Origin of the sequence: Streptomyces sp. NPDC056600 (assembly GCF_042792855.1) — a bacterium.
Lineage (GTDB): Bacteria > Actinomycetota > Actinomycetes > Streptomycetales > Streptomycetaceae > Streptomyces.
In genome coordinates this window covers 19,147-45,807 of the sequence record NZ_JBHTVQ010000005.1, presented here as the reverse complement: position 1 = coordinate 45,807, position 26,661 = coordinate 19,147, and the positions used below count along the sequence as shown (strand labels likewise).

Annotated in this window: 23 protein-coding genes and 1 pseudogene; 7 read left to right on the top strand and 17 right to left on the bottom strand. The window is 71.4% G+C overall.

Translation table 11 applies throughout. The annotated features are described in order from the left end of the window. Positions 1–325 precede the first annotated feature (325 nt). The 3 genes from ACFRAV_RS04190 to ACFRAV_RS04180 all read right to left on the bottom strand — a co-directional run bounded on the left by ACFRAV_RS04190 (position 326) and on the right by ACFRAV_RS04180 (position 4,238). Entirely contained in the window at positions 326–2,317 is a 1,992-nt protein-coding gene (locus ACFRAV_RS04190; protein ID WP_382551482.1) for a GTP-binding protein, read from the bottom strand. 468 nt (positions 2,318–2,785) lie between these two features. Further along, positions 2,786–2,914: a hypothetical protein gene (locus ACFRAV_RS04185; RefSeq protein ID WP_382551480.1), complete on the bottom strand. Its 129-nt coding sequence runs from the start codon at positions 2,912–2,914 to the stop codon at positions 2,786–2,788. A gap of 250 nt (positions 2,915–3,164) precedes the next feature. Beyond that, entirely contained in the window at positions 3,165–4,238 is a 1,074-nt protein-coding gene (locus tag ACFRAV_RS04180; protein WP_382551478.1) for an MFS transporter, read from the bottom strand. Positions 4,239–4,524: 286 nt separating this feature from the next. On the opposite strand from ACFRAV_RS04180, the gene ACFRAV_RS04175 reads away from it, so the two are divergent. Both ACFRAV_RS04175 and ACFRAV_RS04170 read left to right on the top strand, forming a co-directional pair. Continuing rightward, complete coding sequence (locus ACFRAV_RS04175) at positions 4,525–4,833, top strand: hypothetical protein (protein ID WP_382551476.1); 309 nt, start codon at positions 4,525–4,527, stop codon at positions 4,831–4,833. Positions 4,834–4,857: 24 nt separating this feature from the next. Next, positions 4,858–5,214, top strand: a pseudogene (locus ACFRAV_RS04170) (transposase); the annotation flags it as partial. A 148-nt stretch (positions 5,215–5,362) separates the two neighbouring features. Here ACFRAV_RS04170 and ACFRAV_RS04165 read toward each other — a convergent pair. The 4 genes from ACFRAV_RS04165 to ACFRAV_RS04150 all read right to left on the bottom strand — a co-directional run bounded on the left by ACFRAV_RS04165 (position 5,363) and on the right by ACFRAV_RS04150 (position 9,937). Then, positions 5,363–6,052 carry an HAD family hydrolase gene (locus ACFRAV_RS04165; RefSeq protein ID WP_382551474.1) on the bottom strand — a complete coding sequence of 230 codons (690 nt, stop codon included), beginning with the start codon at positions 6,050–6,052 and terminating at the stop codon, positions 5,363–5,365. A 690-nt stretch (positions 6,053–6,742) separates the two neighbouring features. Next, positions 6,743–7,204, bottom strand: coding sequence for a hypothetical protein (locus ACFRAV_RS04160; protein WP_382551472.1), 462 nt, complete (start codon positions 7,202–7,204; stop codon positions 6,743–6,745). 326 nt (positions 7,205–7,530) lie between these two features. Further along, the gene (locus ACFRAV_RS04155) at positions 7,531–8,205 is read right to left on the bottom strand and encodes a helix-turn-helix domain-containing protein (RefSeq protein WP_382551470.1); all 675 of its coding nucleotides are present in this window, start codon (positions 8,203–8,205) and stop codon (positions 7,531–7,533) included. 901 nt (positions 8,206–9,106) lie between these two features. After that, positions 9,107–9,937: a hypothetical protein gene (locus ACFRAV_RS04150; RefSeq protein WP_382551468.1), complete on the bottom strand. Its 831-nt coding sequence runs from the start codon at positions 9,935–9,937 to the stop codon at positions 9,107–9,109. Positions 9,938–10,283: 346 nt separating this feature from the next. Here ACFRAV_RS04150 and ACFRAV_RS04145 point away from each other — a divergent pair, with 346 nt between their 5' ends. Beyond that, entirely contained in the window at positions 10,284–10,670 is a 387-nt protein-coding gene (locus ACFRAV_RS04145; protein ID WP_382551466.1) for a hypothetical protein, read from the top strand. Positions 10,671–10,788: 118 nt separating this feature from the next. On the opposite strand, the gene ACFRAV_RS04140 is transcribed toward ACFRAV_RS04145, so the two are convergent. Continuing rightward, entirely contained in the window at positions 10,789–11,439 is a 651-nt protein-coding gene (locus ACFRAV_RS04140; RefSeq protein ID WP_382551464.1) for an FMN-dependent NADH-azoreductase, read from the bottom strand. 231 nt (positions 11,440–11,670) lie between these two features. On the opposite strand from ACFRAV_RS04140, the gene ACFRAV_RS04135 reads away from it, so the two are divergent. Genes ACFRAV_RS04135 through ACFRAV_RS04120 form a run of 4 tightly spaced genes read left to right on the top strand, consistent with a single transcriptional unit; the run spans position 11,671 to position 15,421 of the window. Next, complete coding sequence (locus tag ACFRAV_RS04135; protein WP_382551462.1) at positions 11,671–12,870, top strand: acyltransferase family protein; 1,200 nt, start codon at positions 11,671–11,673, stop codon at positions 12,868–12,870. Then, the gene (locus ACFRAV_RS04130; RefSeq protein ID WP_382551460.1) at positions 12,867–14,072 is read left to right on the top strand and encodes a cytochrome P450; all 1,206 of its coding nucleotides are present in this window, start codon (positions 12,867–12,869) and stop codon (positions 14,070–14,072) included. Before ACFRAV_RS04135 ends, ACFRAV_RS04130 begins: the two co-directional genes overlap by 4 nt. A gap of 30 nt (positions 14,073–14,102) precedes the next feature. Then, complete coding sequence (locus ACFRAV_RS04125; protein WP_382551458.1) at positions 14,103–14,333, top strand: ferredoxin; 231 nt, start codon at positions 14,103–14,105, stop codon at positions 14,331–14,333. Positions 14,334–14,374: 41 nt separating this feature from the next. After that, the gene (locus ACFRAV_RS04120) at positions 14,375–15,421 is read left to right on the top strand and encodes an Rv2578c family radical SAM protein (protein ID WP_382551456.1); all 1,047 of its coding nucleotides are present in this window, start codon (positions 14,375–14,377) and stop codon (positions 15,419–15,421) included. 106 nt (positions 15,422–15,527) lie between these two features. On the opposite strand, the gene ACFRAV_RS04115 is transcribed toward ACFRAV_RS04120, so the two are convergent. The 9 genes from ACFRAV_RS04115 to ACFRAV_RS04075 all read right to left on the bottom strand — a co-directional run bounded on the left by ACFRAV_RS04115 (position 15,528) and on the right by ACFRAV_RS04075 (position 26,453). Then, positions 15,528–16,991, bottom strand: coding sequence for an FAD-binding oxidoreductase (locus ACFRAV_RS04115; RefSeq protein ID WP_382551454.1), 1,464 nt, complete (start codon positions 16,989–16,991; stop codon positions 15,528–15,530). Positions 16,992–17,046: 55 nt separating this feature from the next. After that, the gene (locus tag ACFRAV_RS04110; protein WP_382551452.1) at positions 17,047–18,765 is read right to left on the bottom strand and encodes an MFS transporter; all 1,719 of its coding nucleotides are present in this window, start codon (positions 18,763–18,765) and stop codon (positions 17,047–17,049) included. A gap of 94 nt (positions 18,766–18,859) precedes the next feature. Next, positions 18,860–20,167: a lipopolysaccharide biosynthesis protein RfbH gene (rfbH, locus tag ACFRAV_RS04105; RefSeq protein WP_382551450.1), complete on the bottom strand. Its 1,308-nt coding sequence runs from the start codon at positions 20,165–20,167 to the stop codon at positions 18,860–18,862. Beyond that, complete coding sequence (locus tag ACFRAV_RS04100) at positions 20,164–21,315, bottom strand: nucleotide disphospho-sugar-binding domain-containing protein (protein WP_382551449.1); 1,152 nt, start codon at positions 21,313–21,315, stop codon at positions 20,164–20,166. The genes rfbH and ACFRAV_RS04100 overlap by 4 nt, the downstream gene beginning before the upstream one ends. A gap of 40 nt (positions 21,316–21,355) precedes the next feature. Beyond that, positions 21,356–22,324 (bottom strand): Gfo/Idh/MocA family protein, encoded by a 969-nt coding sequence (locus tag ACFRAV_RS04095; RefSeq protein ID WP_382551447.1) that lies wholly within the window; start codon positions 22,322–22,324, stop codon positions 21,356–21,358. Then, on the bottom strand, positions 22,321–23,754 hold the full coding sequence (locus tag ACFRAV_RS04090; RefSeq protein ID WP_382551445.1) for an NDP-hexose 2,3-dehydratase family protein: 1,434 nt from the start codon (positions 23,752–23,754) through the stop codon (positions 22,321–22,323). Before ACFRAV_RS04090 ends, ACFRAV_RS04095 begins: the two co-directional genes overlap by 4 nt. Beyond that, positions 23,751–24,746 carry a dTDP-glucose 4,6-dehydratase gene (gene rfbB, locus ACFRAV_RS04085; RefSeq protein WP_382551444.1) on the bottom strand — a complete coding sequence of 332 codons (996 nt, stop codon included), beginning with the start codon at positions 24,744–24,746 and terminating at the stop codon, positions 23,751–23,753. The genes ACFRAV_RS04090 and rfbB overlap by 4 nt, the downstream gene beginning before the upstream one ends. Further along, positions 24,743–25,807: a glucose-1-phosphate thymidylyltransferase gene (locus ACFRAV_RS04080; protein WP_382551443.1), complete on the bottom strand. Its 1,065-nt coding sequence runs from the start codon at positions 25,805–25,807 to the stop codon at positions 24,743–24,745. Before ACFRAV_RS04080 ends, rfbB begins: the two co-directional genes overlap by 4 nt. 46 nt (positions 25,808–25,853) lie before the next feature. Continuing rightward, positions 25,854–26,453 carry a malonic semialdehyde reductase gene (locus ACFRAV_RS04075; protein WP_382551441.1) on the bottom strand — a complete coding sequence of 200 codons (600 nt, stop codon included), beginning with the start codon at positions 26,451–26,453 and terminating at the stop codon, positions 25,854–25,856. Positions 26,454–26,661: the final 208 nt, after the last annotated feature.

Here is a 26,661-nt window from a genome sequence, read left to right as displayed (position 1 = left end):
CGGACACGGCAACCGTCGCCCACTTCGTCCCCGCCCCACCCCGCACCCCCATCCGGACCTGACCTGAGTTGACCCCGTGGGGGGCCGGGCAGGCACGCTGCCTGCCCGGCCCCTGGCTGCCCGCCCCGCAGCCGCTCACCTGCTCAGGCGAACCCGCGGCCACGCGAACTCGAATGCGTCCAGGAAGACAGTTTCCAGCTCGCGGTGCCTGCGCGGAGGCTGTCCATCGGGTCGTAGTCCTTCATGGCCGTGGCGGTGCCCTTCCCTGCCGGTCGGTAAGCCGGTCGGATGTTCCCGGATCGGCTGTGCCTGCCGATCTGTGGGTTCAGACTCGGCGCTGGACGTGCAACAGGTACTCCTTGCGATCCAGTGGGTTGTGGTCTGTTCGAGGCCGGGTCGGGATGACGCCGCGGACGGGCCGGTAGCCCACGAAGGCGTGTTCGAGTTCGCCTTCGCCACGGGTCAGGCCGGGGAGCCTTCGCTCGAGGCCGTGCAGTGCGCCCGCCGGGATCTGACCGTCCAGCACGCACACGGTGCCTTGCACCACCGGGGCCTGCGGGATGGCGCCGAGTCCGGTCAGCAGAGGCAGCAGCGGCCCGTAGGTGTCGGCCGGCACTTCCAGCCGGTAGCGGTGCAGCGGTTCGTGGACGGTGGTGCCGGCCGCTTGGAGGGCGGTCGCAAGCACCAAGGGTGTGAGGTTGCGGAAGTCTCCCGCGGTGCTGGACATGCTGGCGTCGAAGGTGCCATGGGCGTGGCTTTGCCGGGCCCAGTAGCCGTTGTGCGTCAAGGTCACCGTGCAGTCGGTGACCTGCCAGCCCTGCAGTCCCTGCGACAGGGTCTGCATCACGGTGTCCTCGACGGTTCTGATGAACGCGTAAGGCATTGACCCGAGTTCGACTTCCCGCTGGAACCGCACGCCGGAGCCGACCGGAGCGGCCTCGACGCGGAGCCCGATAGTGGCGAGGAACGGGTTCGGGGGCTTGGCGATGTACTCCACGGCGGTGCCGGTGCCGTTCGGGCGTTCGATACAGATGGTGGTGGTCTCGCGGAAGTCGACCTCGACGCCGTAGTCGGTGGCGAGTGTCGCTTGGATGACTTCCTTCTGGACCTCTCCGTACAAGGAGACCGAGACCTCGCCGCGCACCTCGTCCTGGCGGAGGTTGATCAGCGGGTCCTGTTCGGCGAGTTGGGCCAACGCGGGGTGCAGCGCGGCCCTTGCGGCGGCGTTCCTGGGGACGACGACGCTCTCCAGGGTCGGTGGGGCGAAATTGCGGCTGTCCTGCACGGGCTCGGGCGGGACACCGATCGAATCGCCGATCCTGATCTCGCTGAGGCCTCGGATCCTGCCGATCCTTCCTGCGGTGATCGACGCGGCTCGAACGGTGCGACCGCCTTCGAATACCTCGATGGCGGTGACCTTGCCCTCGTTGCTGCCGCCGAACGTCAACCGGTCGCGGACGCGCAGGGTCCCGGAGAACATGCGAACGTAAGCGATCTTCTCGCCCGCGGGTCCGCGTTCCACCTTGAACACGGTGCCGTGCAGCTCGGCATCCGCTTCGCCGACGGTCCCAGGCAGCAGCTCCCTGATGCCGGAGACCAGCGAGTCGACGCCCACTCCGGTGAGGGCGGAGCCGAACAGCAGCGGGTGGATCGCGCCGCGACCGGTCTGGGCCGCGAGCTGTTCCCGCAGGAAGCCGGCAGACGAGGCGATCCTCTCGTCGTCGAGGTACGCGGAAAGGAACGCGTCGTCGTGCTCGGCGAGGCGATCCACCAACGCTGTGGCGAAGACGGCATCCGTTTCAGCGTGCGGCGTGAACGTCGCGTGGCGCGTCCCGCTGTCGGTGACAGACCCCAGGGGGACCACCGCCGAAGTCAGCCGTTCGGTGATCTCCCGCACGACCCGGTCGCAGTCTGCGCCTCGGCGGTCGATCTTGTTCACGAACAGCAGCGTCGGGATCCGAAGGCGCTCCAGCGTGCGCATCAGCACCCGCGTCTGCGCCTGGACACCCTCGACGGCCGAGACCACCAGAACGGCGCCGTCGAGCACGCCGAGCACCCGCTCCACCTCGGCGATGAAGTCTGGGTGGCCGGGTGTGTCGATGAGGTTGACCGTCGCACCGTCGACGGCGAACGACACGACCGCCGACTTGATAGTGATCCCGCGCTGCCGCTCCAGCGCGAGGGAGTCGGTCTGGGTACTGCCGTCGTCGACGCTGCCCGGCTCGTCGATGACTCCGGCGGCGAACAGCAGCCGCTCTGTCAGGCTGGTCTTACCGGCGTCGATGTGAGCCAGAATCCCCAAGTTCAACGTGTGCACTGCGCTCCAGGTCCTTCGAATCAGCGATGGTCTCCGCGGCGATGGACGTGGCTGCAACTCGCATGACGTGGCTCCTGGGTTCGGTGGGATCTTGGCGAGCAGTGGAGCAGACCGCCGGAGCGGTCAGCAACTGATTTGCCGACCGGCGGGCATCTGAAGCCCTACCGGACTTCAGCGGGCCCAGTTGCCCGAGTTCATGTCACCGGGTAGCGACGGTCGCGCTGGTACCAGCGGGTGCAAGGGGGACCGGCCGGATCCGCCAACCGTTCAACATCGCCTCACAGTCCGCGGCCCGCGGATCAAGCCGGCGACCCCGGAGGCCAGCACCATTACGCGGCTCAGCACGACTCACCATGTGCATCGCCACGCCGTATCCGTTGCGACACGGTTCATACCGGTGGAGCGGCACCCTCTGGAGATGGCATAACCATGCGCTTCGCTCAGCTGAGGCTGCTTCGCGGTATCCGGTCACTTGTACGTTCCGGGGCCGGTGAAGGCGGTGCGCACGCGCTTCGAGGTAGCGGTGCCCGTTGCCTCCTGCGAGATGGTGCGGCGTTCGGCTGTGGTGACGTGGAGGCCGAGGATCTGGCTGAGCACGGGGGCCGGGATGCCCTGGCCCGTCCGTCGGCCGTCGAGGGATCGGGCTACACCTGCCGCGATGCCCTCTACGACCCCGGGTACGGACTGCCCGTCGTCGGCGGCGAGCACTTCAAGCCCGGTCGCTTGTCTGAGCCGGTCTCACCCCAGCCTTCCCGCCGGTCCCGCCGGTGACCGGCCGGGGCAAACCACCCGCGTGGAGTTGTTTCGGGTTCGCGTGTGGGTGGGTGGGTGGGTGGTGTGGGCGCGGTCATTGTTCTGGTACGCATCGCCAGGCGATCACGGCGGCGGTGATGTAGGCGGTGGCGCCGATGGTCATGGTGATGCGTAGCGCGGTCGAGGGGTTGGTGGCGGTGGCCAGGAGGCTGCCTGCGAGGGCGACGCCTGTGGCGCTGCCGATCTGGCGGGTGGTGTTGAAGAGGGCGGAGGCGGTGCCGGTGTAGCTGGGGGGTACGGCGCTCATGACGGTGGTGGTCGTGCCGGTCAGGGCGAAGGAGGTGCCGAAGCCGGCTGCCATCATCGGGGCGATGAGGAGGGCGTAGCCGGGGTTTTCTCCCGCTGCGGCCCGGCCTTCGCGGACGCCGAACGCCACGGCTGCCAGGACGGCCAGGGCCAGGCCGGTGAGGACGGCCGGATCGCTCCAGCCGCGCCGTCCGGCCTCGTTGAGGGAGGCGGTCAGCAGGGCGACGGCCGCCACGATCGCGCACTGTGCGGGCCAGTCCAGGGCGCGCTCTGCCCGGCGGGGCGAGGGCGTCACATGGCGCAGTGTCAGCGCGAGGCAGGCCGCGCCGACGGGGAGGTTGATGAGGAAGATCCAGCGCCAGCCGACGGTGGACACGAGTGCTCCGCCGAGCAGAGGCCCTGCCGAGGCGGCGATGCCGGCCATCGACCCCCACAGCCCGAAGGCGCGTGAGCGGGCCGCCGGTTGCGGATATGCCTGCTGGAGCAGGGCGAGGGAGCCGGGGACGATGAGGGCGGCGCCCAGGCCCTCCACGAGGCGGGCGCAGACGAGGAACGCCGCGTCCGGCGCGACCGCGCAGGCGGCGGAGGCGGCGGTGAACACGGCGACGCCCGTGCAGAAGATGCGGCGGTTGCCCAGCCGGTCGCCCAGTGCGCCGCCGGTCAGCAGGAATCCGGCGAGGACGAGCGTGTAGCCGTCGGTGACCCACTGCATGCCGGTGAGCGAGGCGGACAGGTCGCGGCCGATGACGGGAACGGCGACGCTGATGACGGTCACGTCCAGGATCACCATGAAGTACCCGGCGCACACGGCCAGCAGTGGCGCCGAGCCTCGCCGTTCGCCCTCGGGCCGCCCCTGGGCCACGGTCGTTCCTCCTCCGGTCGCGGCGAGATCGCCTGGATCGTCACAGTAAGCGCCGGATGCCGTATGTCAGGGAAAGCAGGCCTTCGTGCCGGGGTGTCCTGCGCCTCGGGCTGCGCCGGTCCCGGCACCGCGCTGCCGCCCGGTGCCGGGCCGCGGGTGAGGGAGGCCCGAGGTCACGTCCCAGGCCCGCCCGGATTCGCGCCTTCGCACCGGACCGCCGGCCGGTCCCGGATCCCGCCACTGCCTGTCGTCGTCCTGGCCATCGGAGTACGGGCCTTGGGGTCGGGTGTACGACTTGTTCCGCCGGTGGCAGCGGAACGGCACCTGGCAGCGGACCGTCACCGATCTGCAGGCCCGGGCCGATGCCGAGGGCCTGATCACCTGGGACCTCAGGGTCGACTCCACCATCGTCCGTGCCCACCAGCACGCCGCTGGGGCACGAAAGGGGGACCTCCAGAAGGAGCCGCCCGGAGGTGTCACCACCGAGCCGGCCGACCACGGACTCGGTCGCTCGCGCGGCGGCCTGACCACCAAGCTGCATCTGGCCGTCGAACAGCGGCAAAAGCCCATGTCGATCGTCATCACCGCGGGGTAGCGAGGTGACTCCCCGCAGTTCGAGGTCGTCCTGGGTCGCGTCCGGGTTCCCCGTCTGGGGGCGGGCAGGCCCCGCGTCCGGCCGCGGCGAGTCCGCGCCGATAGGGCGTACGCCTCTCGCAAGAACCGCACCTACTTGCGTCGACGTGGCATCCTCTGCACCATCCCGGACAAGGCTGACCAGGCCCGCAACCGCAAGAAACGCGGCTCCCGTGGCGGCCGACCGCCGAAGTTCGACCCGGTCGACTATCGCCAGCGGCACGCTGTCGAGTGCGGCATCAACCGTCTCAAAAGGCACCGGGCCGTGGCCTCGAGGTATGACAAACTCGCGGTCCGCTATGAGGCGACCGTCCTTGTCGCGGCCATCAATGAGTGGTTGTGACCAGCACTCCACAACGGACCATGGCCCCGGGCCGCCCCGGTCCTCCGCCTGCCAGGCGGCCGATCCCGTCTGCCCCGAACTGACCACCCGTCGGCCTGAGCATTCGCGGACCATGTACACGTCGCAAGGAATCAACCGTCTGGCGGTGTCAGAGGAGTCCGAGTACTTCGGCCAGTGCGCTGGGACGCCGGTCCACGGGCAGAGGGTCAACCAAGTGAACCCGACACCCCAGCGCGGTGGCGCCGACATCCGCTATGCGTTCGTCGCCCACCATGAGCGCGTCGCCGGGCGCCACCCCGAGTCTGTCGCACGCCATCTGGAAGATCCGAGCATCGGGCTTTTTCACCCCGCGTTCAAAGGAAAGGAAGTAGGCGTCCACGAGGTCATCGACACCGTGGTCACGGAAGACGGGACGGATGTCCCAGCCGATATTGCTCACGACGGCGACTGGGATGCCTCGCACGCGCAGGGCATGGAGGGTTTCCCTGGTGTCGGGATACGGCTGCCACGCCCCGGACACTTGAGAACGGTCGTACAGGGCCTCAGCCAGGTCCGGCAACGGCGGCATGGCTTCCCGGGTGAGGGCCGTGAAGGCGGCCCGGTGTCGTTCGGCAGTCAGATCACGCTCGCGCCACAGTGCCTCCAGATGAGACGGCACTCGGCGCGGCGGCACCCCTCCTGGCTGAGCCCCGAACTCTTCCAGGCGGCCGGCGCACGCATCGAGTTCCTCGTCGGCCACAGCCAGACCGGCACTCGCGGTCACCACGCTCAGCGACTGCACGGCCGATTCGATCCGGAAGAGTGTTCCAGAGAAGTCGAACATCACACCTTTGATCATGCAGCCGATCTTGACCGTGCCGACGAGACCTCGGCAACCCTCAGGTTGATCAGAACTTGCAACCAAACGATCCGGACGACCGGCACCTCAAGCGGCACCGGCGGCTCCTCGCCAGACTCTTTTGATACACGGCCTAGACCGATGCCGCACCCAGACCGCCGACGCCGCAGCCTCCACTGGCCTGTGTCACCCTTTACCGCCACCGGCCTGTGCCTTCCGTCTGTGCTTCCGGTGGGGTGGGTGAGGGGGTGGCCTCTGCCGTCGTTGCCGGCTGCTGGGGCTGGGTGGGCAACAGGGCATGGGGCCGCGGGACGCCCGCGTTCCGTGGTGGTGGTGCTGTCCGTGATGCGTGGCAGACGGCTCGCGACGTCGCTCACGCCGGCGAACCAGCCGTCCTTGAGCCGCTCCCCGGGCCCGGGTCTGCGGGCTGCCCCCCCGCAAATCCGGGTCCGGGTCTGCGGGCTGCCCCCCGCAAGCCTGAACCGGCTGTTCTTTGAACCGCTTCCCGGGCCCGGGTTTGCGGGTTGCCCGCCCTCGCAAGTCCGGGAGGCGTCGCCGCCCCGGCGCTGAGGGCGGGCGGGGTGGTGGCGCCCCCCGGCGCCGGTGGTGTGTGTCGGGTGTCGGGTGGGTGGTGAAGTACCTGTCCGGCGGGCCGGCGGGCCGTGGTCGTGAGGGCGCCCGGGGGGGTTGTCAGATGTCGATGACGCGGTAGGCGATGGTGTACACGCCGCCGGATCCTTCGAGGGAGCGGTACTGGATCTCGGCGCCCGCTTCACTTCCCGTCACGAGCGTCGCGCCCAGCTTGTCGTCGCCGCTGGTCGTGTCGTAGTCCCACAGCGTCATGGTGCGCGCCTGCTGGATGCCCAGGACGAGGGCCGTGTTGCTGTTGCCGTCGGTCATCGACCGGACGTAGCCGGGGCCCATCGTCTGGTACTTGAGGCTTCCCGGCCACACCTTGACGGCGTTTGCGTTGGCGTCGGTGACCTTCAGGTAGGCCTCGTCGTGGTCGCCCTCGCTCTGCTGGTGGCAGGTCACCTCCAGCAGTTCGATGCGGACGTAGTCGACCGGCTCGGCCTGGGCCGCCGTGGCGAGTCCGGTGACGCTGCCCAGCGAGAGCACGGCGGCCGTGGCCACTCGGGTGATTGCACGCATGATCTGGTTCCCCCTTGAACGTACGTGGTGGCCCCGCGTGGTCGTGCGGGGCCGGTGCCGTCCCTTGGCACGCCTCCACCCTGCCCGCCGTCACCCCCTGGTATCTACGCGCGTCCCACTGAGCGGAACGGGGCCGGACATCCTCACGCACGTGCCTTGGTCCCGGAGCGGCCCAGTGCGCGGGTGAGGTGAGGGCGGCTGCGTCCCGCTGAGCGGAACGGGGCCGGACATCCTCACGCACGCGCCTTGGTCCCGGAGCGGCCCAGTGCGCGGGTGAGGTGAGGGCGGCGGCCGCGTCCCAGTGAGCGGAACGCGGCCGGACACCTTCACGTACGCGCCTTGGTCCCGGAGCGGCCCAGTGCGCGGGTGAGGGCGGCGGCTGCCTCGGCGACCCGGTCCGCCATCACCTCCAGCCGCTGGCCGGTCTCGGCCATCACGGCCACCGATCCCACCACGGCCACCGCGCCCACCACGGCTCCCGTCGTCAGGCGTACCGGCAGCGCGGCGCAGCACACTCCGGCCGCCACGTCTTCGCGGTCCAGGACGGCGCCGCTGCGCACCGGGCCTCGCAGGGCTTGGCCCAGCGCGGTGTCCAGGGGGAACGCCTCGCCGTTGCGGACCGGTACGAGTGGCTCCGCCCGGCCGGGCACCGAGCAGACCGTCAGGGCTTGTTCCTCGTGCATCACCGCCAGCACCGCACTGCCTCCGGTGGCGGCTCTGAGCCGGTGCAGCGGCAGGCGTCCCGCCATGCGCAGTCCTGGGTGCGGCTGCCATGCCTGGCCGAGCCGGTAGAGCTGTGCGCCCAGCCGGTAGCGCGCGCCGCGGCGCTCGACCGCCCCCAGGGCCGTCAACTGTTCCAGCAGCCGGTGAGTCGTGCTCTTGGGCACCGCGCAGGCTACCGCCAGTTCACTCACTCCTGCCCCGTCGCCGTGCTGCCGCAAGGCTTCCAGCAGCGCGAACGCCCCCTCCAGTACGCCGCGTCCTTTGTCCGCCGTTCGCATACGTACGGCTGTGTCCATGACATCCCCCGATGACGTGTCCCGGTCGCGTCCCCTCACAGCGGCGCGGCCTTCAGCATCCGGGACCATGTTCACCACACCGCCCTGCCGGGCGAAACCATTCCGCCATGTCGCCCCGCACACACCCGGGATGCGCGAAGGCTGCTGCCGGCTCTTGGCGGATTGCGAGCCGCTGCGGCCCAGGGACTTCCGCGGACGTGGACGGCCGAGGGTGATCAGAAGCTGAAGGGCGCTGCTTCGGCCGCCGGCTGCACGGCGTTCCTTGGCTTCGAGCTCCGTTCGGCGCACGGCGCACGCTCGTGAGGACCTGCCGTGGCGGTGATGCCGCCGTGGGCGGAAATCCCGCCCCCTTCCGCACGATGAGGCATGAGAACGGCCCCTGACCGGGATGTCCGGTCCAGGGCCGCGCTCATGCCTGCGTGTCGTGACGGCCCGGCGTGCCCAGGGCCACGTCTTGACGGGCGGGTCGGCGGCGCGAGCCGTGGCACGTCGTCGACCACCTGGCCCGGTTCGTCGCCGTGGAGCTGATGGCCGCCTCCCGCGCACCGGAGCCGCGCCACGCCGGGCCGTCGCGGGGCTGACCGCCGCGCCCGCCACCCGGCCGCCCATACCTCGGCCGCCCGCGCGGCCGGCGCCGCGGGCCCCGCTGCGGACCGCCGCCCATGCCCCGGCCTCGCGGCGGCCGAGGCATGGGCGGCCGGCACAAGTCGTCGGCGGCACAGATTCGTCGTCCGCGCGGGCCGTCGGCGATGCCGGCGTCGCCCGCGCGGCCGCGTCGCCCGCGCGGCCCGCTGACATGACACCGCCGCCACCGGGCCGGCCGTCCACCCCTCACCGGCCGGTCCGGCGGCCGCCCCACGCCTCACGCGTCACGCGTCACGCGTCAGAGCCGGCCCAGCCGTTCGGTCACCTTCTCGGACTGGAAGGCCACGACCGCGGCATCGAGCTCGTACGGCTTGCCGTCCAGCATCTTCGCCATGTTCATGGTCATGTAGGAGACCAGGTTGTTCCCGTGGCGCACCACCTGGCAGTGCGTCACGGCCACTGGACCCGTCTGCTTGATCAAGTCCGAGGCCACGGCGAAGGCGATGGTCTCGTCGGAGCCCTGCGCCTGGGCGCCCTTCTCGGCCCTGACCTTGTAGATGGATGCCTCCTCCTTGCCAGGCAGGGTGTAGTCGACTCCCCCGTACCCCTTCGTGCACCTCTCCACTGCGTCGGTCACGTTCTTCATGGCCTGCTCGGCGTCGTTCCCGCTGTAGGTGGCAACGGTGACCGCGGTGCTGTCGAGCGCCATCATGTCCTTGAGGCCGAGGTCCGGCGCTCCTGCGCCGGCCGCGGGCCCGACGTCGGGGATCTTTACGGCGGTGCGGACGACGTGTGCCTTCGCGTCGCCCACCGGGGCCAGGCTGATCACCTGTACGAGCGGCTTGCACTCCTTGTTCCCGCGGATCCGCACGTCGTCCCAGGAACCGTGGAACAGCTGATCCGTGGGCGCCTCCCGGACCTTGTACATCGGCAGATCGCCGTCCGCCAGGGCGAGCGTGGCGAGCTTCTTCTGGCTGAGGGCCCTGACCTCAGGGGCCGCGGACACGGAAGGCGACGCGGGGCGGGAGGGCTGCGCGGCCGTGCCGTCGGCGCAGCCCGTCAGCAAGGCCAGGGACAGCGCGCAGACAAGAGTGAGGGCACCCGGACGCGCCCACGAGAAGTTGTTCACCGTCGGACTATGAGGTGTCCCGCACACACGGTCAAGGGCGTTTTGCGCAGTCCCGGCGGCCGGCCGTCACAGCCCCACGCGCTCAGTCGGCGTGCGACGGCGAGCTTGTCCTTCGGCCGTCCGGCATGCCCTCCTGCCGGGTGCCGTCTCGCAGGCTCGTGTCGTACAGCTTCAAGCGCCGCTCCGCCATGTCCCCTCCCTCCCTCCCTCCCTCTTTCCCCAGCCGGTCACCGTCCGGTGGCCGGCTCGGGAGGGGCTGGAGGGCCGGTCGGGGCGGCCCGGGGTTCGAGGTGGGCCCGAGCGGGCGCCGAGGCGGGCCCGAGCGGGCGGACGCAGGCTCGGCGGCATGACTGCATCCACGGATACACCGGTGGCCAAGCTGGTGGGGACCTGGACCGCCACCTCCGCGGTCGACGGGGTGCCCTCCCCCTACCGCACCACGTTCGTCTTCCGCAGCGACCACACCATGGAGGCGCTCGGCCCTTGCGGCCCGGACGGCAGGCCGGCCTTCGGCGGCCCGGGGCACTGGATCGAGCGGCCCGACGGCTCGTTCGTCTACCACGTCGCGCACCCGCTGCCGGACCCGCAGGGAGGGGCACCGGGAACCATCCACAGCCTCCAGCAGGTGTGGGTGTCCGGGGACAGCCACACCTCATCGGGTACCGCGGTGCTGCACCGTGCCGACGGCAGTGTCGCCGGCGCCTTCACGGTGACCCTGGAGGCTGCCCGCTGAACCCCCAACCCGCCGGCGACCACGGCAAGGGCGGCTCCTCCCGGTGGGGGAGGAGCCGCCCTCGACGCCGTGCGGTCACCGCTGGGTGATCATGCCGCCCGATCGCGGCCGATCGCGCTCACGCCAGGGCGCCGGCGGCCTTCCGGGCGCGCTCCTCGGCCGCGGCCAGCGCGTCGGAGCGGGACTTCTGCGCGAGGTCGACCAGATCCTCCATGCCGGGCACCTTGCCGGCGAGAGTGAGCTGCGCGGAAATGACCACCAGGTCCATCTCCAGCTCGTCCTTGAAGACGGTCTGCAGGTAGGGCTCCACATGGTTGCGGGGCGCCTGCGGGGCACCGGGCGTGTAGCCCCCGCCGAAGCTCAGCAACAGCGTCGCCGGACGGCCGGCCAGCGGCTTGGCGTCGCCGAAGGCAAGGGTACGACCGGCCACCAGAACCTGGTCGATCCATGCCTTCAGGGTCGAGGGAATGTTCCAGTTGTACATCGGAGCGCTGATCACCAGTGCGTCGGCGGCCAGCAGCTCCTCGACCAGTTCGTCCCGCAGCGCACCGGCCTTGCGCTGCTCGGCGCTCTGCACCTCGGCCGGAAGGAACTGGGAGACGATGCCGGCCTCGTCCAGGTGCGGAACCGCCGTCGCACCCAGGTCGCGGTGGCTGACCGTGCCGTCCGGGTGCGCCTCGGACCAGGCACGGCGGAAGGCGCCCGCGAGCTCTCTGGAGACGGAACCCTCAAAGACGGCGGACGAGTCGATGTGAAGCAGATGAGCCATGGAAATCTCCTGAATCCTTGGCGGCCGGTCCAGCCGTCCGGCTGGAACTCAGGGACGGGCCAAGCGCATTCGGCCCCCACCCTGCCGGGCCCAACTCGATCCCCGCTCGCAAACGGCTCGACCGGCGCCGCGCCCGGCGTTCGCGCCCGGCGTTCGAGCGCTGCGCGAGGCGGTGCCCGCACACTGCGCGCACTGTCGCCCCCAGGGCGCCCGAGCAGGAGAGTGATCCAGATGACCAGCATCCAGGCAGAAAGAACCATCGGCGAGGTCACGGCACCGTCCCCACCCGCAGACACATCGGGGACGGGCCGTCTGCCCTCCCTGACCGGGCTGCGCTTCATCGCCGCCCTCATGGTCTTCGCCTTCCACGGAAGCCTGCTGTTCGTCTTCCGCGACCCGTCGGTGCAGATGCGGTACATGACGGACGTCGCCACCGCGGGCTTCGTGGGCGTCTCGTTCTTCTTCGTCCTCAGCGGGTTCGTGCTCACCTGGTCGGCCCGGCCCGGCGGTGGTGCCGCGGCCTTCTGGCGGCGACGGCTGGTCAGGATCGCACCCAACCACGTGGTGACCCTCGCCGCCGCGCTGGTGCTCCTCGCCTGGGCGGGCCAGGCCAGCGGCATCCCGCAGGCACTGACCAACCTGGTGCTGCTGCAGTCCTGGGTGCCGGACATCACCTACGTGGGCTCCGGCAACGACGTCAGCTGGTCGCTCTCGGTGGAGATGCTGTTCTACCTCTCCTTCCCGCTGCTGTTCGCCCTCGTCCGCCGGATCCGGGCCAGCCGGCTCTGGTACTGGGCCGGGGGCACGGCCGCAGCCGTGGTGCTGCTGCCGCTGGCGGCACGCGCCCTGCTGCCCGACAACCCGCACTTCATCTGGGGGCCGGCCTCCTTCACCCAGATCTGGTCCGTCTACGAGTTCCCGCTCTCCCGGTCCCTGGAGTTCGTCCTGGGCATGCTGCTCGCCCGTATCGTCCTCACCGGCCGCTGGGTGCGGGTGGGTGTCTGGCCGGCCGCGCTGCTGGCCGCCGGCGCCTACATCGCATCGCTGCACGCGCCGTTCCTCTTCCGGTTCGCCGCGGTCACCGTGATCCCGCTGGGAATCCTGATCGCCGCCGCCGCCTCGGCCGACGTGGCAGGCCGCCGGACGGTACTGAGTACCCGCCCGATGGTGTGGCTGGGAGAGATCTCCTTCGCCTTCTACATGGTGCACAAGCTGGTTCTCCAGTTCGGGCACCTCGCCTTCGGCCGCATCCCCAACCATATGGGCGGCGTGTCCGGACCGGCCTGGAGCACCCCCGGCGGCGCGGCCTTCCTGGCCGGCTGCCTCCTGGTCTCGCTCCTGCTGGCCTGGGGCCTGTCGGTGGCCATCGAGCGTCCGCTGGTGCGCCGCTGGTCCTCCCGCCGCACCCAGCGAGAGGAACTGCACGCATGACCACCGAGCAGCAGCCCAGGCCCTACCCGTTCAGCGAACCCGACCGGCTGGAGCTGGATGCCGCCTACGCGCAGATCAGGGCCGAGGGCGGACTGGCCCGCGTCCAGTGCCCCTACGGCACTCCGGCGCTGCTGGCCACCCGCTACGAGGACGTGAAGCTGGTGCTCGGTGACCCGCGCTTCAGCCGCGCCCGCGCGGTCGCCGGGGACCAGCCCGCGCACACCCCCATCGGCCCCGGGCCCGACGCCATGGTCTCCATGGACCCCCCGGACCACACCAGGCTCCGCCGGGTGGTCGCCAAGGCCTTCACCATGCGGCGTATCGAGCAGCTCCGGCCCCGGGTGCAGCAGATCATCGAGGACCTGCTGGACGCCATGCAGGCGCAGGGCAGGCCGGTGGACCTGGTCGCGGAGTTCGCCCGGCCGCAGCCCGCCCTGGTCATCTTCGAACTCTTCGGCGTGCCTGCACAGGACCGCAAGCAGCTCCAGGAGTGGGCCGAGACCACCCTCACCGCCACCGGCGACCGCTACACCCTGCAAGACGTCTTCCAGGCACTGGACAGCCTGCGGGCGTACATGGCGGACCTCCTGCAGGAGCGCCGCCGCAAGCCCGCCGACGACCTGCTGAGCGTGCTGGTGGCGGCCCGCGACGAGGAGGACCGGCTCTCCGAGAAGGAGCTGCTGGACCTGGCCACCGGAGTGCTGATCACCGGCTACGAGACCACGGCCGACCAGATCTCCAACTTCGCGTATCTGCTGCTCACCAGGCCGGACCACCTCCGGCAGCTGCGTGCCGACCCGGAGCTGATCCCGCAGGCGGTGGAGGAGATGCTGCGCTTCGTCCCGCTGCTGCGCGGCACCTCCTTCCCCCGCATCGCCACCGAGGACGTGCTCCTCAGCGGCGGCCTGGTGCGGGCCGGCGAGGCGGTGCTGCCCGCCATGATGTCCGCCAACCGCGACGAGGCCATCTTCACCGACCCCGACGAGCTGGACTTCCACCGCGAGCACAACCCGCACTTCGGCTTCGGCCACGGAGTGCACCGCTGCCTGGGCGCGCAGCTGGCCAAGATGGAACTGCAGATCGCCCTCGGGGCGCTGCTGCGGCGCTTCCCGCACCTGCGGCTCGCGGTCCCCGCCGAGGAGGTGCCCTGGCGCGTCGTCACCCTGCAGCGCGCCCCCCGGGAACTCCTGATCACCTGGTAGCAACCGCAGTTGTCAGTGGGAGGGACGACAATGGACGCACAGCAGTGGCGGATCGACGTCGACCGGGAGGTCTGTGCGGGTACCGGCCTGTGCGTCGGTACGGCCGCCGGCCGGCTCCGGCTGGACGCCGGCCGGGCCCGCCCGGTCAGGGAGGTGGTGGAGCCGGACCAGGCGGTCGTGGACGCCGCCGAGACCTGCCCGATGGAGGCGATCACGGTGCGGAGCCTCACCACCGGTGAGGTGCTCGCACCCGAACTCTGACAGGGTGCCGCGCGATTGCACGGCCGATTCGAAAGTAGCGCATGCGCTGGGACAACCTGAGCCTCGACGGCAACGGCGACCGTGAGGCGGCGGCTTGGCCGCTGATCGAGCGGGGCGCCGTGACGAAGACCTTCGACACCCCGGACTTCAAGGGCATGACCTTCTACGAGGTCCGGGCCCGTTCGGTCCTCAACCGGGTGCCGGGCGGACCGGGGATCCCCGCCGGCTGGACCCTCAACCCCTACCGCGGCTGCACACACGCCTGCGTCTACTGCTTCGCCCGCGACAGCCACCGCTATCTGGACCTCGACCCCGGGCGCGACTTCGACACCCGGGTGGTGGTGAAGGTCAACGCCCCCGAGGTGGTCCGGCGGGAGATCGCCGCCCGCGGCAGACCCGGCGACCATGTCGCGATGGGCACCAATGTCGACTGCTACCAGCGGGCCGAGGGCCGCTACCGGCTGATGCCCGGCATCCTCGCCGCGCTGCGTGACTACCGGGTGTCCTTCTCGGTCCTCACCAAGGGCACGCTGATCCTGCGTGACCTGCCGCTGCTCCAGCAGGCCGCCGAGCGGGCCCGGGTTCAGACGGCCGTCTCGGTGGGCTTCACCGACCCGGCCCTGTGGCGCGCCCTGGAACCGGGGACGCCCTCGCCGCAGGCCCGGCTGGAGGTCTGCCGCAGGCTCAACGAGGCGGGGGTGCCGTGTGCCGTGCTGATGTCGCCCATCGTGCCCTACCTCAGCGACTCACCGGACCAGCTGCGGGCGACCGTCAAAGCGGTGGCCGAGTCGGGGGCCGTCTCGATCGCGCCCGAGGTGATGTATCTGCGGCCCGGGTCCCGCGAGTGGTTCATGCGGTGGCTGGGTGAGCACCACCCCCACCTGGTGGGCCGCTACCGGGCGCTGTACGGGGACGCCGTCCAGGCCCCCCACTGGTACCGGCGGCGGGTACTGGACCAGGTGTGGGAGCTGGCCGAGGAGTACGGTTGCCGGCCGCCGCAGACCTTCCACACCGGCCGTCCGCCGAACTGGTCGGCCCCGCCGCCCCCGCCCCAGGACCCGGGTCCGACCCAGCAGGCCCTCTTCTGACCGGCCCGCGGCCAGGGGGCCCATCCGCCCGCGCGGGCCGCCGGCGGCCCGCGCGGGCGGTGCGGGTGAGGCACCGGCCGGGCACGGCGCAGGAGAGACGAAGGGCTCAGCGGGGCGGGATGTTGTGGTTGATCCGGAAGAGGTTGCCCGGGTCGCAGAGCCGCTTGAGGGCGACCAGCCGGCGGTAGTCCGCGGGCCGGTAGGCGGCCCGGACCCGCTCGGGGGCGGTGTCGCTGTGGCCCAGGAAGTTGGGGAACGCCCCGCCGGTGAGGGCCGGCCGCAGGCCGTCCATCAGGCCCTGCTGCACGGCGTCGATCGCCGCCGACTCCTGGGCCGGGGCGCTGTGCGCGAGGTAGAGCGCGAAGTCCGCGTCGCGCAGGCCCACCGCGTTGCGCACCGCGGCCGGACGGCCCAGGGCACCGCCCAGCTGCCGCAGCGAGACGACGCCTGCGGGCAGGGTGGCATCGGGTCCGGCCAGGGCGACCAGCAGGTCGGTCGCCTGCGCGTCCAGTGTGCGGATCAGCCCGGTGCGCTCGTGCAGGGGCTCCGGTGAGCTGGTGCCCTCGGTGAACATGGCGGCGAAGTCGGCGAAGGGCAGGTCCTGGACGGTGTCCAGGAACGGGGTCAGCGCGCGCAGCGGCCGCAGCAGGGCGTCGCCCTCGGCACTGTCGCCGAGGTGGCCCACCACGACGCTGACGATGAACTGGCCGCGCAGCGGCGGCGGCAGCACCGGGTCGTCGGGCAGCCGCAGCAGCTGGAGCGAGGTGGTGGTCCGCTCCGAGAGCCCCGCGGACCACTGCCGGTAGGCCTCCAGCACGTCGGCGGCCTGGGTGCCGGCGAAGTTCAGTGCGCCACCGTAGACGCGGGCGACCGGCATCAGCTCGATCTCGATCCCGGTGACCACCCCGAAGTTGCTCTTGCCTCCCCGGGCGCCCCAGAAGAGTTCCGGGTCGCGCGTCGGGGAGGCGGTGCGTATGCGGCCGTCGGCGGTGACGATCTGGAGCGAGCGCACCCGGTCCGCGGCATAGCCGAAGGTACGGCCCAGCAGGCCCAGGCCGCCGCCGAGGACGTAGCCGACCACGCCCACGTCCGTGGAGGAGCCGCTGAGCGGGGCGAGCCCGTAGGGGGCGGCGGCGCTCACCACGGCGCCCCAGCGCACCCCGGCCCCGATCCGGGCGGTGCGGGTCTGAGGGTCGATCCGGACGCCGTTCATCAGACGGGTGTTGACCAGCAGCGCGCCGTCGGCGGCCACGCTGATCCCGTGGCCGGTCGTCTGCACCGCGATCGGCCAGTTGCGGTCGCGCGCGTAGCCCACCGCGGTCGCGACGTCGGCCGGCCCGGTGGGCACCGAGATCGCCAGCGGATGGTGCTCGACGATCGGGTTGAAGCCCGAGCGCTCGGCGTCGAACCCAAGATCGCCGGGCAGCAGCAGCGCCGGCGGTGCGGCGGCCGCGGCCGCCTCGACCAGGCCGCCGCCCAGGGCGACGGAGGCCGACTGGGCGCCCACGGCCGCGATCACCCCGGCTCCGGCGAGTCTGATCACCGAGCGTCTGTCGAGCTGTTCCGACATGGTCTCTCCGCAGAGGTGGTGGGGCCGGGGCGAGCCCGGGTGGATGGCCGGCGGGTTATTCGGGGGAGCCGGCGAAGGTGCCGGAGGGGCGGGCCCGCGGCAGGGCGAAGGCCACCGCGAAGGCGAGCGCCAGCAGCCCCGCCAGGACCGCCAGCACCCGTTCGAAGGAGTCGGCGAAGCCCCGCTCGGCGGCCTGGGCGCCGGCCCGGTCGACCGCGGCGGCGGCCGCCGGTGTCCGCTCCAGCGCGGTGCGCAGCCGCCCGCAGCTCGGCGGCACGTCGACGGCGTCCTCGGCGACCGCGCGGTCCCGTTCGCAGTCCCGCAGCGAAGCGGTGATCTTCTCCTGCCCGGCGGGGGAGATCCCCGCCGCGGCCAGTTGGGTGCGCAGCTGCGGCGCCTGGTCGGCGGCCCGCGCCGCGACCTGGCCGCCCAGCACCCCGAAGAAGACGGTGCCGATGACGGCGACGCCCAGTGCGCCGGACAGCTGCTGGACGGCGGTGAAGGTGCCGGAGGCGGAGCCGGACTCGTGCGGCTGCGCGGTGGTGTTGACGGTGAAGTAGAGCGAGGACATCGCCAGGCCCATGCCGACGCCGATGAGCAGCAGCGCCGGGGCGAACCAGAGAGCGTGGACATGGTCGCCCTGGAGGCGTACGGCGAGGTACAGCAGGCCGACGCCGGCGGCCATGGCCGCGACGCCCAGGTGGATCAGCCGGCGGCCGTACCTGACGGCCAGTCCGGTGCGGCCGGCCACCAGGGCGGTCACGGCGGAGCCGATCACCTGGGGAAGGGTGGCGAGGGCCGCCTGCAGCGGCGAGTAGCCGAGTCCCAGCTGCACATAGAGGGTGAAGACCAGGGAGAACCCGATCAACGCGCAGAACATCAGCGCCCCGGAGACCAGCGCCCCGGAGAAGGCCCTCTTGCCAAACAGCGAGGGCAGCACCAGGGGGTCGCCGCCCGAGCGCTGCCGCCGGGCCTCGTACCAGCCGAAGACGACGAACAGGGCGACCGAGGCGGCGATCGAGGCGAAGGTCCAGGCGGGCCAGCCCAGCTCACGTCCCTGCACCAGCGGAAAGACCATCAGCAGTGCGGCCAGGGCCACGGTCGCGGCGCCGACCAGGTCCAGCCGGGACACCGTCCGGGCGGAGGTGGGCAGCAGCCGAGCTCCGGCGACCAGGCAGAGAAGCCCCAGCGGCACATTGATCAGGAAGATCATCCGCCATCCGGTGCCGAAGAAGTCCGCGTCGACCAGCCAGCCGCCGACCAGCGGCCCGGAGATGTTGGCCAGCCCCACCACCGGTCCGATGGAGCCGAAGGCCAGCGGCAGCTCCGCGGGCGGGAACAGTTCCTTGATCAGCCCCAGTCCCTGGGGGATCATCACCGCCCCGAAGAGGCCCTGCACCACCCGGAAGCCGACCAGCATGGCCGGATCCTGGGCGGCCCCGCAGAGCGCCGAGCAGACGACGAAGCCGGCCACACCCACCAGGAACATCCGTTTACGGCCGAAAAGGTCGCCGAGCCGGCCGCCGATGATGAGTCCCGAGGCCATCGCCAGCGTGTAGCCGGCGGTGAGCCACTGGATCACGGTGGTACTGCCGCCCAGGTCCGCCCGGATGGACGGCCCGGCGACCGTGGTCACCAGGGAGTCCAGGATGTCCATCATGGTGGCGACGAGAATGACGGCGAAGGCGCACCACCGCCAGCGGAACGGCTCCGGCGCGTCCCCCGGCGCGGCGGACGCGCCGTCGGCCGGCGCGGCGTGGGTGTCGGACGACATGAGTTCTCCTCTGGATGACGCGGCCAAGCGGTGGTGCGGGGTGCGGTGGTGCAGGGGTGCGGTGGTGCAGGGGCGGTTCGGGCGCGGCGCCGCGTCAGCCGTGGTCGCGGACGAACTCGCGTACCGAGGCGACCACGTAGTCGAGCATCTCGTTGGTCAGCCCGGGGTAGACGCCGACCCAGAACGTGGCCTCGGTGATCAGGTCCGCGTTCCGCAGGTCGCCCACGATGCGGTGGGGCTGGTCCACATAGGCCGGCTGGCGTGTGAGGTTGCCGCCGAACAGCCGCCGGGTGCCGATCTTGCGGCTCTCCAGGAAGTCGCAGAGCTCCGCCCGGCGGAACGGGGCGTCGGGCGCCACCGTGATCAGGAAGCCGAACCAGCTGGGCTCGCTGCGCGCGGTGGCCTCCGGCAGCAGCAGCCCGGGGACGCCCTCCAGCCCCTCCCGCAGCCGCGCCCAGTTGGCCCGGCGGGCCTCGATGAAGCCGTCGAGCTTCTTCAGCTGGCTGAGCCCCAGGGATGCCTGGAGGTCGGTGGCCTTCAGGTTCCAGCCCAGGTGGGAAAAAATGTATTTGTGGTCGTAGCCGTGCGGCAGCGTCCCCAACTGGTAGTTGAACCGCTTGAGGCATTTGTTGTCCTCGCCGGGCTCGCACCAGCAGTCGCGTCCCCAGTCGCGCATCGACTCCACGATCCGTGCCAGCATCAGGTTGGAGCTGAGCACACAACCGCCCTCGCCCATCGCCATGTGGTGGGCGGGGTAGAAGCTGACCGTCGCCAGGTCGCCGAAGGTCCCGGTCAGCCGGCCGTCGTAGAGGGAGCCGACCGCGTCGCAGTTGTCCTCGATCAGGAAAAGGTCGTGCTCGTCGGCCAGCGCCGCCACCTCGGCCACCTCGAAGGGGTTGCCCAGAGTGTGGGCGATCATGATCGCCTTGGTGCGCGGGGTGATGGCGGCCGCAATGGCCGCCGCGGTGGGGTTGTAGGTTCCCAGATCCACATCGACGTAGACCGGCACCAGGCCGTTCTGCAGGATGGGGCTGACCGTGGTGGTCCAGCCGACCGCGGCGGTGATCACCTCGTCGCCCGGCCGCAGCCGGCGGTCCTCCAGCAGCGGCGAGGTGAGCGCGGAGAGCGCCAGCAGGTTCGCCGAGGAGCCCGAGTTGACCAGGTGCGCCTTGCGCCGCTTGAGCCGGCGGGCGAAGGCCGACTCGAACTTCCGCGAACTGACACCCGCGGCGATCCGCAGGTCCAGGGCGGCCTCCACCAGGGCCGCGCGGTCCTCCTCGTCCAGCACCGCACCGGACGGCCAGATCGGGGTGAGACCCGGCACGAACTCCACCGGGGCACTGCGCAGATGGTGGTACTTACGGACCTGCTCCAGCAGCAAGGCCTTGGCTTCGTCGCTCATCGGGTACCCCGTTTTGCGGTCAGGCCCTCGATGGCGGCCACCAGCCGGCCGGGCGAGGGCAGTTCGAGGAGCTGGTCGCGCAGTTCACGGGCGCGGTCGCGGTACGAGGGGTCCTCCAGCAGCGCCCGGCAGGCGTCCAGCACCTGCTTCGGGTCGAGGTCCTCCAAGGCGATCCGGCGCGCGGCGCCGAACGCCTCCAGACGCCGGGCGCTGTCGTACTGCTCGACGGTGTGCGGGATGAGCACCTGGGGCAGGCCCTCGCGCAGCGCGGCCATCACGGTCCCGGCGCCGCAGTGGTGCACCACCAGGTCGCAGGCGGGCAGCACCGAGTCCAGGGAGAGCCAGCCGGCCGCGAGCACCGAGGGGGGCAGCGGGGAGAGCTGCTGGACCACCGCGTCCTCGACCGCCACCAGCAGGTCCACATCCAGGGTGGAGAGCATCTTCAGCAGGGCCGCGAACAGCTCGACGCGGCCGGGGACGGGTACCGTCCCCAGGGTCAGCAGCAGCCGGGGCCGCTCAGGCTTCGCGAAGACCCACGGGGGCACGGTGCCCGGGGTGCTGAACGGCACATAGCCCATCGGCGCCGTGTTCGGCCGCATCGTTCCCGGATGGACCCCCGGCAGGCAGGTGTCGACGACCAGCGCCGGGTCCGGCAGCCGCGGCAGGCCGAGCCCGGCGAGCTCGCCGGCGAACTCCCGGTGGCCGTGCTCGTCGATGACGTCGAGGTAGCCCAGACCGATCCCGTGCTCGACGAAGGGCACCCCGTGCACGGCCGCGGCGGCCGCGGCGGCGTAGGAGTGCGGCTCACCGACGACGACGTCCGGCTTCCACTCACCGGTGATCCTGAGCATCCCCTCGAGGGTCCGCGCCCCCAGCCGGCCGAACGCCCGGCCTGTGTGGGCGAGCAGCTCCTCCTCGGTGTCCGGCAGCACGATCGGCTCGCCCGCCCGGTCGAAGAGCATGATGTCCCGCATCGGCAGCGGACCGCAGTTGGGGACGAAGGGCAGGCCGGAGCCGTTGACCGTCTCCGCCATGTTCTCCGGGGAGGCGACGACTACTTCATGGCCCGCGGACCGCAGGGCCCAGGCCAGCGGAACGACCGGGAAGTAGAGCCCGAAGGACGGGCTGGTGCTCACCAGGATTCTCATGCCCAGAACAGTAGGAACCCCCTCATGAGGGCCACTTGACTCAGCCTTGAGCGACCCGGCGCACGCTGTCCACCAGCTTGGCCAGCGACAGCGCATCAGCGGCCGCCGCGCCGGCCGGCCGCCGCCCGCGCGCCGCCTCCGCGAAGCGCCGTACGGTGGCCGCACACTGGTCGTACGGCTCCAGCGTGAGCTCCTCGATGCCGTCCGGCCGCTCCACCCGTACCACCGGCCGGTGGCCGGCGGGCGGGGTGAAGGCGCGGTCGACCTGGATCCGGCCCGCACTGCCCCACAGGGCGTAGCACGACCGGTAGGAGTGCTCCATGCCGAAGGCCAGCTGGGCGCTCACCCCGCCGCGGGCGCGCAGCAGGGCGCTCCCGGCCACCTCGACACCGCGTCGCGGGTCGAGGCGCAGGTCGGCGCCGAGTACCGCCGTGTCCGCTCCGAGGAAGAGCTGGGCGGCGCGCAGCGGGTACACACCCATGTCCAGCAGTGCGCCACCGCCGAGGTCGGCCCGGTAGCGGATGTCGTCCACCGGCCGCGCAGGGACGGCGAACGCCGCCTCGAAGCAGCGCAGTTCGCCGATCCGGCCGCCGGCCAGCAGCTCCAGCACCCGGCGGTGCACCGGGTGCTGGAGGAACATGATGTTCTCCATCACCACCAGGCCCCGCGCGGCGGCCAGCGCGGTGATCTCCGCGGTCCGCGCCGCCGTGGTGGTGAGCGGCTTCTCCGCGAGGACGTGACGGCCGCACAGCAGGGCACGCTCCACCCAGTCGGCGTGCAGTGCCGCGGGGAGCGGCACATACACGGCCTCGACGTCCGCCCGCTCCAGCAGGCTTTGGTAGCCGGTGACCGCCGCGCAGCCGTAGGGGGCGGCGGTGCGGGCGGCCTTGTCCGCATCGCGGCTGGCCACCGCGACCAGCTCGGTGGCGGGGCCGGCGGCGAGTGCGGGCAGCACCCGCCGCACGGCGATCTCCGCGCACCCGAGCACGCCGACCCCAAGAGGCCTCATCGCATCGCGTTCAGGCAGGCGACCAGGGTACGGGCGTGCATGTTCACATACTGGCCGTGCTTCAGCAGCTCCACGAGCTGCCCCACGGCGACCCAGGCGTAGTCCGCAGGGACGTCCCGGCCGAGGCTGTCGTCGGCCTCCACCACCACATAGCGGCTCTCCGCGTTGAGGAACCTGCCGCCCTCCTCGGAGTGGACGGCGTCATAGCGGATGCGGTCGGGTCCGGCCTGCGCCACATAGTCGTAGAACAGCGGCCGGTCGGCGTGGTCGTAGTTGCCGGGGCGGCACTGGACGGTCGGGCCCAGCTCCACGGCGTTGAGGAAGCCGCCCTCCACCTTGGCGTGCAGCAGCATGTGCAGCACCCCGCCGAACTCCTTCACCACACAGGCCGCAACCCCCCGCCCGTTGGGCTCCAGCAGCGGCTGCGACCAGCCGCCCACCTCCCGGCTGCCGGCCCGCACCGAGACCGCGACCACCCTGAAGTGCCGGCCGTCGTCCCGGACGATCTCGTCCTTCGTCCGGTGCCAGCCGGGCACGTCCCGCAGCGGCACCCGGGCGATCTCCAGGTCGTGGTCCGAACGCAGCCCGGTGAACCAGCTCAGCACCTCAGGCGTGCTGGTGACAGCGCCGGCCGCGGGGTCGAAGGACGCGGCCAGCGCGCCCCCGAAGCCCTCCTGCGAGGCCCCCCGGCCGGACGGCGGCGGGAGGCAGGACAGCACGGTGCGCGAGTCCATGTTGATGAGGTTGTCCCTGGTCATCAGCTCGTTGATCTCGCCGAGCGTCAGCCAGCGGAAGTCGTCGTGCAGCGGCACGTCCACCGACGGGTCCAGCTCCACCACCATGTTGCGGTTGCTCTTGCGGTAGAACCACCAGCCGTGCTCCGACTGGAGGACGTCGGCGATCACCCGGCCCCGCCGCGGCCCGGCGAAGTACTCCAGGTACCGCACCGCAGCGCCCTTGTGGACCCGGGTGTAGTTGCTCCGGGTGGCCTGCACCGTGGGGGAGAGCTGCAGCAGATTGGGGTTGCCCGGCTCCATCTTCGCCTGCATCAGGAAGTGCAGCACCCCGTCGAACTCCTTGACGGCGATGCCCAGGATGCCGACCTCGGGCTGCTTGATGATGGGCTGGTACCACTCGGGGAACGGCCCCGTGCCGCTCACATGCAGTCCCTCGACGCTGAAGAACCGGCCGCTGCGGTGCACCAGGTTGCCGGTCTGAGCCGCGAAGTGCCATCCCTCCATGGCCGCGAACGGGATCCGGCTCACCTCGAAGGGGTGCGCCCGGCGGCGCTCCGCCAGCCAGGCGTCGAACCCCCCGCCGGACAGCAGCCCGCCCTCGCGGGCCGCCGCCGACACGGCCAGTCGGGCCGGCAGCCCGGTGTCCTCCCGCGGGGTGAGCACCGGCGGCGCCTCCCGTACGGCGGTGGTCATACGGTGCCTCCCAGCACGAGGGCGGGCTCGGTCCGCATCGGCTCCCACCACGCCCGGTTGTCCCGGTACCACGCGACGGTGGCGGCCAGGCCGGACTCGAAGGGCACCGCAGCGCTGTAGCCGAGCCCAGTACGGATCTTGGTGTCGTCGAGGGCGTACCGCATGTCGTGCCCCCGACGGTCGGCGACCCGGCGCACCAGGTCGGGTGAGGCGTCACAGAGGTCCAGCAGCAGCTCGGTGATCCGGCGGTTGCTCATCTCGTTGCCACCGCCGACGTTGTAGATCTCACCCGCCGCGCCGCGGGTGAGCACCAGCTGGATCGCCCGGCAGTGGTCCGAGACATGCACCCACTCACGGATGTTGGAGCCGTCGCCGTAGAGCGGCACGGTCCTCCCCTCCAACAGCCGGGTGACGAAGTGAGGGATCAGCTTCTCGACGTGCTGGTACGGGCCGTAGTTGTTCGAGCAGCGGGTCACCGACACATCCAGGCCATGGCTGCGCCAGTAGGCGCGGGCCATCAGGTCACTGGCAGCCTTGGACGCCGCATAGGGGGAGTTGGGCAGCAGCGGCCACTCCTCGGTCCACGAGCCGGACTCGATCGAGCCGTAGGTCTCGTCGGTGGACACATGCACCACCCGGGAGACGCCGCTGCGCACACAGGCCTCCAGCAGCGCCTGCGTGCCGGCCACATTGGTGCGGACGAAGTCGGCGGCGGCCTCCAGGGACCGGTCCACATGCGACTCGGCGGCGAAGTGGACCACGGCGTCGTGGCCCGGCAGCAGGTCGAGCAGCAGCGGCAGGTCGCAGACGTCGCCGCGGACGAACGTCAGCCGCGGATGGCGCTCGGGCAGGTTGGCCCGGTTGCCGGCGTAGGTGAGCAGATCGAGCACGGTCACCTGGGCGTCCTCGTAGCCCGGGTACTCGCCCGCCAGCATCGCGCGGACGTACTCCGAGCCGATGAACCCGGCCGCGCCCGTCACCAGAAGCCTCATCCTGCCGCCACCTCCACCCGGGTGTGGTCGCCGACCACCAGCCGGTTGAGTCCCTCCGGGGCGGCCAGGCTGACGGCGGCGGACCGGCCGATCAGCGAGGCGCGGACCCGGACCTGCTGTACGGTCGCCCCGGAGAGCGCGATGGAGTCCTCCACCTGGGCCGTGCTCAGTACACAGTCGGCGCCCAGCGAGGTGTGGGGGCCTACATAGCTGTCCTCGACCAGGGTGCCGGCGCCGACGATGACCGGGCCGATGATGCGGGACCTGACGATCCGTGCCCCCTGCTCGATCACCACCGGGCCGATCAGCTCGCTCTGCCCGTCCACCTCGCCGTCGATCCGCGGGTGGACCGCCTTCAGGAGCTCCCGGTTGCACTCCAGGACGTCCTCGACCTGGCCGGTGTCCTTCCAGTAACCGGTGTGGAGATGGGCGTGCACCTCGGCGTCCCGCGCCACCAGCCACTGGAGAGCGTCGGTGATCTCCAGTTCGCCGCGGGCGCTGGGGCCGACCGCCGCGACCGCCTCGTGGATGGCGGGGGTGAAGATGTACACCCCGATCAGTGCCAGGTCGCTGACCGGCGTCTGGGGCTTCTCGACCAGCGCGGTCACCCGGCCTTCGGCGTCCACCTCGGCGACGCCGAAGGCACGCGGGTCGGCGACCTTGTGGACCACCACCTCCGCCGCCGGGCGGCGGGCATGGAACGCGGCGGCCACCTCCGCGATGCCGCCGGGCAGCATGTTGTCGCCCAGGTACATCACGAAGTCGTCGTCGCCCAGGAACTCCCGGGCGATGACGACGCAGTGGGCGAGACCGCGGGGAGAGTCCTGCTGGATGTAGGTGATCCGCGCCCCCAGGGACGAGCCGTCCCCCAGGACGCTGCGGATCTCCTCGGCGCGGTCGCCGACCACGATGCCGATCTCGCTGATGCCCACGGCGCGGAGGTTGTCCACGACATGGGCCAGCACCGGCCGGTTGGCGATCGGGATGAGCTGCTTGGGCATGGAGTAGCTGAACGGACGCAGCCGGGTACCCGCGCCTCCGGACAACACCAGGGCTTTCATGAACCATCTCCTCGGCAGGCGGCGCCCCCGTGGACGGGGCCCGGTATCAGACGGTGGTGAAGACCTCGTCGTACTCGAGGCGCGGCAGTCGCGGGAACCAGGCGTCCTTGCCCGGCTTGCCGATGTTCACCACGGCGATGACGTTGTGCTTGCCGTCCCCGAAGAACTCCTTGTCGATGGCCTCGCCGTCGAAGCCGACCATCGGGCCGGCGGCCAGCCCGGCCGCGCGCAGACCGAGGATGAAGTAGCCCAGCTGCAGAGTGGCGTTGGACTTGGCCGCCCGCTCCCGGATCTCGAAGTCGGAGAAGACGGCGTCCTTCAGCTCGGGGAAGACCGGGAAGATCCGCGGCAGCTCCTCGTGGAAGTCCAGGTCCGCGGCGAGCACCGCGACCAGCGGGGCGGCCTGGGTCTTCTCCCGGTTGGGCTCGGCCATGTGCGCGACCAGGCGCGCCCGGGCGTCGTCGCTGCGGACCAGCAGCACCCGCAGGGACTGCAGGTTGAACGCGGTGGGGGCGTACTTCACCAGGTCGTAGACGGCCTGCACGGTCTCCTCGGAGACCGGCTCGTCGGTGAAGGTGTTGGCGGTGCGGGCGTCCCGGAACAGCAAGTCCTGGGCGGCGGTGTCGAGAGCGAGCGGGCTGGACATAGGCGTTCCTCTCGGAAGGTGAGCGCGGGATCGCGAGTGCCCGGCCACCGTGGCCGCGCGGTCTGGAGCACCGGTCGACTCCCCCTCGCGGCAGCCCTCCAGCGGCCCGCGATCGCAGCTCCAGCCGCAGCCCCGACGCTCCACTGTGCTCCGCGACGAAGCGGAGCCGCCCGCCAAGTCCTGCCAGCCCGCCTGCCAAGGGAGGAGC

What these genes read in the sequence shown, in the direction of transcription:
- ACFRAV_RS04125 (WP_382551458.1), top strand. Translation starts at nt 14,103, where the DNA reads ATGGACGCACAGCAGTGGCGGATCGACGTCGACCGGGAGGTCTGTGCG.
- ACFRAV_RS04110 (WP_382551452.1), bottom strand. Translation starts at nt 18,765, where the DNA reads ATGTCGTCCGACACCCACGCCGCGCCGGCCGACGGCGCGTCCGCCGCG.
- ACFRAV_RS04140 (WP_382551464.1), bottom strand. Translation starts at nt 11,439, where the DNA reads ATGGCTCATCTGCTTCACATCGACTCGTCCGCCGTCTTTGAGGGTTCC.
- ACFRAV_RS04075 (WP_382551441.1), bottom strand. Translation starts at nt 26,453, where the DNA reads ATGTCCAGCCCGCTCGCTCTCGACACCGCCGCCCAGGACTTGCTGTTC.
- ACFRAV_RS04155 (WP_382551470.1), bottom strand. Translation starts at nt 8,205, where the DNA reads ATGCGAACGGCGGACAAAGGACGCGGCGTACTGGAGGGGGCGTTCGCG.
- ACFRAV_RS04130 (WP_382551460.1), top strand. Translation starts at nt 12,867, where the DNA reads ATGACCACCGAGCAGCAGCCCAGGCCCTACCCGTTCAGCGAACCCGAC.
- ACFRAV_RS04145 (WP_382551466.1), top strand. Translation starts at nt 10,284, where the DNA reads ATGACTGCATCCACGGATACACCGGTGGCCAAGCTGGTGGGGACCTGG.
- ACFRAV_RS04135 (WP_382551462.1), top strand. Translation starts at nt 11,671, where the DNA reads ATGACCAGCATCCAGGCAGAAAGAACCATCGGCGAGGTCACGGCACCG.
- ACFRAV_RS04120 (WP_382551456.1), top strand. Translation starts at nt 14,375, where the DNA reads ATGCGCTGGGACAACCTGAGCCTCGACGGCAACGGCGACCGTGAGGCG.
- ACFRAV_RS04080 (WP_382551443.1), bottom strand. Translation starts at nt 25,807, where the DNA reads ATGAAAGCCCTGGTGTTGTCCGGAGGCGCGGGTACCCGGCTGCGTCCG.
- ACFRAV_RS04115 (WP_382551454.1), bottom strand. Translation starts at nt 16,991, where the DNA reads ATGTCGGAACAGCTCGACAGACGCTCGGTGATCAGACTCGCCGGAGCC.
- ACFRAV_RS04100 (WP_382551449.1), bottom strand. Translation starts at nt 21,315, where the DNA reads ATGAGAATCCTGGTGAGCACCAGCCCGTCCTTCGGGCTCTACTTCCCG.
- ACFRAV_RS04160 (WP_382551472.1), bottom strand. Translation starts at nt 7,204, where the DNA reads ATGCGTGCAATCACCCGAGTGGCCACGGCCGCCGTGCTCTCGCTGGGC.
- rfbH (WP_382551450.1), bottom strand. Translation starts at nt 20,167, where the DNA reads ATGAGCGACGAAGCCAAGGCCTTGCTGCTGGAGCAGGTCCGTAAGTAC.
- ACFRAV_RS04165 (WP_382551474.1), bottom strand. Translation starts at nt 6,052, where the DNA reads ATGATCAAAGGTGTGATGTTCGACTTCTCTGGAACACTCTTCCGGATC.
- rfbB (WP_382551444.1), bottom strand. Translation starts at nt 24,746, where the DNA reads ATGAGGCTTCTGGTGACGGGCGCGGCCGGGTTCATCGGCTCGGAGTAC.
- ACFRAV_RS04095 (WP_382551447.1), bottom strand. Translation starts at nt 22,324, where the DNA reads ATGAGGCCTCTTGGGGTCGGCGTGCTCGGGTGCGCGGAGATCGCCGTG.
- ACFRAV_RS04090 (WP_382551445.1), bottom strand. Translation starts at nt 23,754, where the DNA reads ATGACCACCGCCGTACGGGAGGCGCCGCCGGTGCTCACCCCGCGGGAG.